General features: G+C 70.9%; 9 protein-coding genes. 5 read left to right on the forward strand and 4 right to left on the reverse strand.

Annotated features, from left to right (window positions below; all coding sequences use genetic code 11):
- Positions 1-747, reverse strand: a 747-nt coding sequence (locus tag VFV89_RS02790) for a MoxR family ATPase (RefSeq protein WP_329704375.1), incomplete at its 3' end; no start/stop codon positions are given.
- Between the two features lie 132 nt (positions 748-879).
- Here VFV89_RS02790 and VFV89_RS02795 point away from each other — a divergent pair.
- From VFV89_RS02795 to VFV89_RS02815, 5 genes are all read left to right on the forward strand, one after another.
- Positions 880-1,203, forward strand: a complete 324-nt coding sequence (locus tag VFV89_RS02795) for a hypothetical protein (RefSeq protein WP_329704376.1) — start codon at positions 880-882, stop codon at positions 1,201-1,203.
- 17 nt (positions 1,204-1,220) lie between these two features.
- The gene (locus tag VFV89_RS02800) at positions 1,221-2,321 is read left to right on the forward strand and encodes a flavin-containing monooxygenase (RefSeq protein WP_329704377.1); all 1,101 of its coding nucleotides are present in this window, start codon (positions 1,221-1,223) and stop codon (positions 2,319-2,321) included.
- Between the two features lie 39 nt (positions 2,322-2,360).
- Positions 2,361-3,986, forward strand: a complete 1,626-nt coding sequence (locus VFV89_RS02805) for a LuxR C-terminal-related transcriptional regulator (RefSeq protein WP_329704378.1) — start codon at positions 2,361-2,363, stop codon at positions 3,984-3,986.
- Between the two features lie 87 nt (positions 3,987-4,073).
- Positions 4,074-4,403, forward strand: a complete 330-nt coding sequence (locus tag VFV89_RS02810) for a patatin-like phospholipase family protein (RefSeq protein ID WP_329704379.1) — start codon at positions 4,074-4,076, stop codon at positions 4,401-4,403.
- Between the two features lie 340 nt (positions 4,404-4,743).
- Positions 4,744-4,998 (forward strand): hypothetical protein, encoded by a 255-nt coding sequence (locus VFV89_RS02815; protein ID WP_329704380.1) that lies wholly within the window; start codon positions 4,744-4,746, stop codon positions 4,996-4,998.
- A 10-nt stretch (positions 4,999-5,008) separates the two neighbouring features.
- On the opposite strand, the gene VFV89_RS02820 is transcribed toward VFV89_RS02815, so the two are convergent.
- The 3 genes from VFV89_RS02820 to VFV89_RS02830 form a co-directional block, all read right to left on the reverse strand.
- On the reverse strand, positions 5,009-5,398 hold the full coding sequence (locus tag VFV89_RS02820) for a VOC family protein (protein WP_329704381.1): 390 nt from the start codon (positions 5,396-5,398) through the stop codon (positions 5,009-5,011).
- 16 nt (positions 5,399-5,414) lie between these two features.
- Complete coding sequence (locus VFV89_RS02825) at positions 5,415-5,726, reverse strand: LysR family transcriptional regulator (protein WP_329704382.1); 312 nt, start codon at positions 5,724-5,726, stop codon at positions 5,415-5,417.
- Positions 5,727-5,892: 166 nt separating this feature from the next.
- Positions 5,893-7,251: ABC transporter substrate-binding protein (locus tag VFV89_RS02830; RefSeq protein ID WP_329704383.1), on the reverse strand; the 1,359-nt coding region annotated here is incomplete at its 5' end.

The following is a 7,251-nucleotide window of genomic DNA, read 5'->3' on the forward strand; positions in this document are numbered from 1 at the left end:
GTCGAGAGTCTCGGCGACCCCCGGCGGCTTGAGCAGTCCCTCATCGGTCCGCAGCCGCTGCACGAGCCGGACGACCTGCCGGGCGAGCTGCTCGGAGACCTCGGGGGCGCGGGTGCGCACGATCTCCACCTCACGCTCAAGGCCCGGGTGCTCGACCCAGTGGTAGAGGCAGCGCCGCTTCAGGGCGTCGTGGATCTCGCGGGTCCGGTTGGAGGTGAGGATGACCACCGGCGGGGTCGCTGCGGTGATCGTGCCGAGCTCGGGGATCGTCACCTGGTAGGTGGAGAGCACCTCGAGCAGGAACGCCTCGAACTCGTCGTCTGCCCGGTCCACCTCGTCGACGAGCAGCACAGCCGGGCTCTGCTGCAGTGCGGCCAGCACCGGCCGCGCCAGCAGGAACCGCTCGTCGTACAGGCTCTTCTCGGCCTCCTCGACATCGGTGCCGGCGCCGGCCGCCTCGAGCGCCCGCAGGTGCAGGATCTGGCGCGGGAAGTCCCAGTCGTATAGCGCCTGGGTCGCGTCGATGCCCTCATAGCACTGCAGCCGCACCAGCGGCAGGTCCAGCGCGGAGGCCACCGCCTCCGCGAGCGCGGTCTTGCCGGTGCCGGGCTCGCCCTCGAGCAGCAGCGGCCGCTGCATGCGCAGGGCGAGGAAGGTGACGGTGGCCAGCGCGTCGTCGCACAGGTATCCCGTGTCGCCGAGACGGGCAGCGATGTCGTCGGCGGACGCCGGCAGGGCCGTTCCCATGGCTCAAGGCTACTTTCGTGGTCGTTGCGGTCAGGTTGGGCCCGGCCGTGCGGTCTTCCACCCATGCCCGGCCACCACAGATGCACAGTCCGTCCGACGCGCTGCGTGCGACCGCGTTCCTAGCGTCGTGCTGTGGACCTGACCAGCCTCCCGGTGCTCGCCGGAGTCGCCTCGACGGTGATCTTCGCGAGCAGCACCCTGCCGATGCTGGTCAAGGCCGGCCGGACCCGCGACCTGGGCTCCTACAGCCTCGGCAACCTGGCACTGGCCAACGCCGGGAACGTCGTGCACTCGCTCTACGTGTTCAGCCTGCCGGCCGGCCCGCTGTGGGTGCTGCACTCCTTCTACCTGGTCACGAGCGGACTCATGCTCGGGTGGTACCTCCGCTACGAACACCTACCCATCCCGGTCCGGACGAGGATGCACAGTTCGCCCGACGCGGCCGGCCCCCGCTGACTCCTAGCGTCCGCGGCATGACTGACCAGCACATCGAGACCCTGATCATCGGCGCCGGACAGGCGGGGCTCGCCACGGGCTACCACCTCCAGCGGCTCGGCCGGCCCTTCCTCGTCGTCGACGCGATGGAGCGCGTGGGCGACAACTGGCGTCGGCAGTGGGACACGCTCCGGCTCTTCACGCCGGCCAAGTACGACAGCCTCCCGGGACTGCCGTTCCCCGCTCCCAAGTGGCACTACCCCGGCAAGGACGAGGCCGCGGCGTACCTGGAGCGCTACGCCCTCCACTTCGACCTCCCGATCCGGATGAGCACCCGCGTGCACCGGCTCGCACCCCGGTCCGGGGGTGGGTACGTCGCCGACCTGGGAACCGACCGGATCACGTGCGACAACGTCGTGGTGGCGACCGGGAGCTTCGGCCGGACGCCGAGGATCCCGGAGGCCGCTCGCGAGCTGGACCCGTCGATCCGCCAGCTGCACTCCAGCGAGTACCGCCGCACCGACCAGCTGCAGCCTGGGCCGGTGCTCGTCGTGGGTGCGTCCCACTCGGGCATGGACGTCGCCTTCGACGTGGCCGAGGAGCACCCGACGATCCTGTGCGGCCGGGACTGTGGCCAGTTCCCGGGAGACATCGACTCACCGGTGGCCCACGTGGTCTGGCCGGTCCTCGCCTTCGTGTTCCGGCACGTCGTCACCCGTCGCAACCCGCTGGGGCGACATGCCATGGACGAGGTCCGCACCCACGGTGGGCCGGCGATCCGCGTGAAGGCCAAGGATCTCGAGGTACGGGGGGTCCGGCGGATCACGGCCCGTGTGGGCGGAGTCAGCGACGGTCGGCCGTTGCTCGACGACGGAACGGTCGCGGACGTCACCAACGTCATCTGGTGCACCGGCTTCCGGCAGGCGTTCGACTGGATCGACCTCCCTGTCTTCGGTGACGACGGCTGGCCGGTGGAGCTACGCGGGGTCGTCGCGGGCGCCCCGGGGCTCTACTTCTGCGGGCTCAGCTTCCAGTTCGCGTTCAGCTCGATGATGTGGCTCGGCGCCGGGCGGGACGCGGCCCACGTGGCGGGCCGCATCGCGGAGGGCGCAGCCGACCTCCATCGCCAGGCCGCGTGAGCCGTCGGGCGGCGTATCCTGCTACGCGGGTGATTCGCGATGGGCGTGGTCGACGACCTGGCACGGGCACGAGAGGCGTTCGAGCGTCGCGAGTGGATCTCGGCCTACAGCGCGCTCGCCGACCTCGACAGCGAAACCCTCGACGCCGAGGACCTGAGCCGACTCGCCACGTCGGCCTACCTCCTCGGGCACCGCAACGACTGCGTGCAGGCGTTGCAGCGCGCCCACCAGGCCTCGCTCGAGCAGGGTGACCCCCTCGGAGCGGCCCGCGCCGCGGGCCGGCTCGCCATGGTCCTGATCGCGGCCGGCGAGACCGCGGTCGGTGGCGGGTGGGTCCGTCGTTGCCAACGGCTCCTGGACGACGTGGAGGGGGACGTCGTCGAGCGGGGGTACCTGGCGATCCACCTCATGTACCCGCACATCGGCGCGGGCGACTACGACGCCGCTCGGGACCTCGCGGTCCAGGTGGCCGACTACGGACACCGCTTCGCAGATGCGGACCTGATGGCGATGGGGCTGATGGCGCAGGGCCGGATGGAGATGTATCTCGGCCGGGTGCCGGAAGGGCTGGCGATGCTCGACGAGGCGATGGTCGGTGTCGCCACGGGCGAGGTGTCGCCGCTCGTCGCAGGCGACGTCTACTGCTCGCTGATCGAGGCCTGCCAGGAGGTCTCGGACTTCGGTCGTGCCGCCGAGTGGACGAGCGCGCTGACGGCATGGGTCGACGACCAGCCGGGCCTGGTGCCGTACACGGGCCAGTGCGCCGTCCATCGGGGCCAGATCCTGCGGGTCCACGGCGAGCTCGCGGCCGCCCTGGAGGAGCTGGAGCGTGCGGTCGAGCGCTACCTCTCGGCGGGGACGCCCGCGCCCGCCGGGCTCGCCCTGAAGGAACGCGGCGACATCCTGGTGATCCGCGGCGAGCTCGATGCCGCGCGCGAGGCCTACGAGCGCGCGCTCGCCCTGGGTGGCGACCCCCAGCCCGGGCTCGCCATGCTGTGGCTGGCCGCGGGGCGCACCGACACCGCGCTCACCGCGCTCCGAAGGCTGCTCGCGGACCCGCTCGACGCCGTCCACCGTTCGCGGCTCCTGCCTCCTGCCATCGACGCGCTCGTCGCCACGGGCGGCCTCGACGAGGCGGCGCCCCTCGTCGAGGAGCTCGACGAGATCGCGCGCTCCTTCGGGTGCGCGGCGCTCCGCGCCTGGGCGGCTTACGCCGGCGGCGCCCTCCGGGTGGCGCGCGGCGACGCGTCGGGCGGCCTTCATCAGGGCCGGGCGGCACTCGCGGCCTGGCAGCTGCTGGACGCGCCCTACGAGGCGTCGAGGTGCCGGGTCCTCATCGGCCGGGCGCTGGGTGCGCTCGGAGATCCGGAGTCCGCGCAGGTCGAGCTGGCCACCGCCCGCCAGTGTTTCTCCGAGCTGGGTGCGGTGCCGGCGGAGCGAGAGGTGGCGGCGCTGCTGTCCCCCTCACGACCCGACGGGCTCACCGAGCGGGAGGTGGAGGTGCTGAGGCTGGTGGCGTCCGGGCGGACCAACCCCGAGATCGCGGCCGTCCTGTTCCTGTCGGAGAAGACCGTGGCTCGGCACCTCTCGAACATCTTCGTCAAGGTCGACGTGAGCTCGCGCACCGCTGCGGCGGCCTACGCCTTCGAGCACCGGCTGGTGTGACGCACGGGCTCGGTCTGGTCAGGACGGCCGATGGCCGCTCAGACAGTCCGGCGTGAGCCACCGCCTCCTGAGCACCGACGGGGCGGCGTGCGCGGTGTGGTGGCGCTCGAGGTGCTGGCCCGCATCGAGCAGGTGCTGCGCGACGAGACCGGTGACCCCACGCTCGTCCTCGGCGACTGGTTCGACTACGTCGGCGGCACGAGCACCGGCGCGATCATCGCCGGCGGGGTGGCGATCGGGCTGCCGGTGAGCCGCATCCAGGAGCTCTACCGCGAGAACATGCGCTCGATCTTCACGCGGGCGGGGCTCTTCGACCTGGTGCGCGCCCGGTACGACGAGGCCGGGATCGAGACCGTGCTGCGCCGCGAGCTCGGCGAGGAGCGCACGCTCGGCGCGGCCGACCTGCGCTGCCTGTAGCTCCTGGGGCTGCGCAACTGGGCCACCGGATCGCCCTGGCCTGTGAGCAGCAACCCGGACGCCCGCTACAACCTCGGCCCGGGCTCCAACCTCGACCTGCCCCTGTGGCAGCTGATCCGGGCCAGCGCGGCCGCTCCCACGTTCCGGCGTACAACCTGGGCTTGCCGACCGGCCGCGACGAGCTGCTGCTGGTCAGCGTGGGCACCGGCACCAGCGAGCGCGCCCGGGAGGACCTGCGCGCGGACGACCTGACGCTGCTCAGCTACGCCACGTCGGTGCCCGAGGCCCTCATCCACAGCGCGGGTGTCCAGAACGACCTCGTGTGCCGCGTGCTCGACGAGTGCCGCGCCGGCCCGGCCATCGATGCCGAGCTCGGCGACCTTGTGGCGCCGGGCTGCTGCCCGAGCCGCTGTTCACCTACCTCCGCTACGACGCCGAGACCCATCCGGTCAGCCTCGAGGAGCTGGGGGTGGCCCACCTCAGCGCCGACGACCTCGACCGGATCGACGGGGTCGACTTCATCGAGGAGATGTGCGAGTTCGGCCGCGCCATCGCCTCCCGGGTCGACCCCGCGCACTTCGCCGGCTTCATCTGAGCCGTTGCCGCTACTCGCCGACCAGGTCCCAGCGGTTGCCGCAGCAGTCGAGGAACACCGCCACTGTGCCGTACGGCTCGTGCCTGGGCTCCTCGAGGAACCGGACCCCCTCCGCGACCATCCGCGCGTGCTGGGTCGCGAAGTCCTCCACCCGCAGGAAGAACCCGACCCGGCCGCCGGTCTGCCGCCCGACCACCGCCTCCTGCTCGGGGCCGTCCGCGAGTGCGAGCAGCAGTCCGGGCTCGTCGCCGGGCGGGCGTACGACGAGCCAGCGCTTGGGCCTGCCTTGGTTCGTCGTGCCGATGCGATCCTCGGTGACCTCGAAGCCGAGGGCCCGGGTGAAGAAGCGGACCGCCTCGTCCTGGTCGCGGACCACGAGGGTGGTCAGGTCGATGCGCACCCCGGGAGCGTAGGGCTCACACCCCTTGCCGGTGCGCGTCGACGGAGTCGGCAACCGCGCCCAGCATGAACAGCAGCGACTTGGCCAGCGGCTGGAAGGCCCGGCCCTCGCGGGTGAGGGTCAGCCGCCGGACCGAGCGGTCCACGAGCGTGACGCCGAGGGCGCGTTCGAGCCGGTTGATGCGGGCGCTGAACGCCGCCTGGGACAGGTTCATCGCGTGGGCGGCCGTCGTGAAGCCGTCGTGGTCGACGAGAGCGACGAAGGACGCGATCTCGCCGATGTGGAGCGCCAGCAGGCGCGGTCGTTCCATCCAGGGGCCGTCAACCACGTTGCCAGTCTCGTTGCCTCGAGAAGGCTGCAGGTCTGCCCGCAGTCACGGTTAGGTCACAGGTCCGCATCGACACCGCCGCTCTCACCCCTCCGTATGACATGCCGGGTTCGGCCCTGCCCGAAAGCAGGGCCGAACCCGGCGTGCACTCACTGCGGGGAGGGGGCTACTTCCCGCCGTCCTTGACCGAGATGACACCCAGGTCCGGGTAGCCACTCGTGGACGCGGCGTTGACGTAGTTCTCGATGTTCGAGCCGTGCAGGTAGTAGAACTGCGACACGTCGAGCGGGATGTAGGCGACGTCGTCCGACAGCATCTTGTCGACGTCGGCCCACATCTGGTTGGCCTTGTCGAGGTCTGTCTCGGCCAGGGCGGCGTCCATCGCCGCGTTGACCGCGTCACTCTTGTAGTTGCCGTAGTCCTGGCCGTTGGAGGCCTTGGTCAGGTTGATCCGGCTGTCGAACAGCGGCGGGATCACCGTCGAGATCGACGGCCAGTCAGCACCCCAACCGCCCCAGATCAGGTCGGAGTCCGACCCCGGCTTCTGGATCGTGTCGTAGTAGGGGCCCGAGGGGTCCAGACCGTCCAGCGTCACGTCGAACCCGGCCTGGTCATAGCTGGCCTTGAGCGCCGCGAACGCCTTGTCGGTGGCGTCCGAGCCGATCGGGTAGGTCAGCTTGATCGGGACGGGCAGCGTCTCCCCGGACTCCTGCAGCAGCTGCTTGGCGCCCTCGATGTCCGGCTTGCCGTCCGGGCCGAACGCCGGGTTGGCGACGTAGCCCGGCGTCGACGGGTTGACGATCGACTGCGAGGGCTTGGAGGCCTTGTCGCCGCCCAGCGCCGCGCTGTAGCCGGCCCGGTCGGTGGCCGCGGCCAGGGCCTGACGCACCTTCAGGTTGGTCAACCGGTTGAAGTTCGGCACCAGGTAGTTGCTGTACGGCGAGGCGAAGTTGACCGCACGGTCGGCCACCGCACCGGTGATCTGCGGGTACTGCGCCGGGGTGATGTTGCGGGTCGAGATCGCGTTCGCGTCATCACCCTGGTCGGCGATGAGCCGGTCGATGATGACCTCGGCCTCGGTGCCGATGGAGAACACGAACGAGTCCGGGTTGGCCTCGCGGGTCTTGTCCTCGTTGCCGTCCCACTTCGGGTTGCGCACGTACGTGCCGCCGCTGTCCTCGTTCCACTCGCCCTGCAGCATGTACGGGCCGTCGGAGAAGACGGTGAACTGCGACTTCGCACCCTTGTCCTGGTCCTGCCGGTAGGGGTCGAACGCCGCGAGCGCCGCGATGGCCAGCGGGAAGTCCGGCCACGGCTTCTTGAACCGGTAGGTGATGGTGTTGCCGTCACAGGTCACGGCCTTGTCGAAGAGGTCCTGACCCTCACCGGTGTAGGGGCCCTTGTAGGCCGGCGAACCGTCGGCGTCCTCGGGGATGTCGAGGTAGCCCAGGATGTAGTTGGGGCCGCCGGTGATCACGTCGGTCGCGAAGGTCCGCGACACGCCGTACTTCGCGTCCTCACAGGT

This window comes from Nocardioides sp. (assembly GCF_036274455.1).
Lineage (GTDB): Bacteria > Actinomycetota > Actinomycetes > Propionibacteriales > Nocardioidaceae > Nocardioides.

What these genes read in the sequence shown, in the direction of transcription:
- VFV89_RS02800 (WP_329704377.1), top strand. Translation starts at nt 1,221, where the DNA reads ATGACTGACCAGCACATCGAGACCCTGATCATCGGCGCCGGACAGGCG.
- VFV89_RS02805 (WP_329704378.1), top strand. Translation starts at nt 2,361, where the DNA reads ATGGGCGTGGTCGACGACCTGGCACGGGCACGAGAGGCGTTCGAGCGT.